1 protein-coding gene is annotated in these 618 nt (G+C 68.6%); it reads right to left on the reverse strand.

Annotated features, from left to right (window positions below; all coding sequences use genetic code 11):
- Positions 1–130 precede the first annotated feature (130 nt).
- Positions 131–502 (reverse strand): tetratricopeptide repeat protein, encoded by a 372-nt coding sequence (locus N864_RS22905; RefSeq protein ID WP_240474464.1) that lies wholly within the window; start codon positions 500–502, stop codon positions 131–133.
- Between the last annotated feature and the right edge of the window lie 116 nt (positions 503–618).

A 618-nucleotide genomic window follows, 5' to 3' on the forward strand; every position in this document is an offset into this window, starting at 1 on the left:
CCAACTGGCTCCCACCCCGCCTCGTGTCTTCTCCCCCGCCCCCTCTCCCCTTTCTCCGCGAACGGAGTGTCCGGGGACGAACTGGCTGGCAGAGCACTGGGTTCACTCAGGAACAGCCCGTCCGAGGCAGTCAGTCGGGGGCACCGTGGGCCTTTGGCCGCTCGTAGTCGCCGAGGATCTCGGCGAGGGCCAGTGGCCGTTTCGCCTCGTCATGCCGGCCGGCGCGCTGGAGAGTCCGGCCGAGGAGTAGGTGGGCGTAGGCATCGGTCGGTGCCTCCTCGATCAACTCGACGAGCACCGCCTCGGCGTGGGCCAGCTGGGCCGACCGGTAGTAGGCGCGCGCGAGGAGCAGCCGGAGCTCGGTCGTCCCGTGCAGCAGCTCCTCATCCTTCGCCTCGTCCACGAGTGCGGCGAGCTCCTTGGCGGCGGCGCGGTGGTCGCCGAGGTCGTAGAGGCTCTGCGCCCACTTGAGGCGCAGCGAGAACGGGGTGGAACTGGTCATCATGCAGCCCTCAACGTGATGAGAACGGTTCGCATTCCTCCCACGTACCCAGCCGGGAGACGCGCTCCTGCTGCACTCTGGATCGGAGGAAGCGCACGCTCGACCAGAACCAGTGC

This window comes from Intrasporangium chromatireducens Q5-1 (assembly GCF_000576575.1).
GTDB lineage: Bacteria > Actinomycetota > Actinomycetes > Actinomycetales > Dermatophilaceae > Intrasporangium_A > Intrasporangium_A chromatireducens.

What these genes read in the sequence shown, in the direction of transcription:
- N864_RS22905 (WP_240474464.1), bottom strand. Translation starts at nt 502, where the DNA reads ATGACCAGTTCCACCCCGTTCTCGCTGCGCCTCAAGTGGGCGCAGAGC.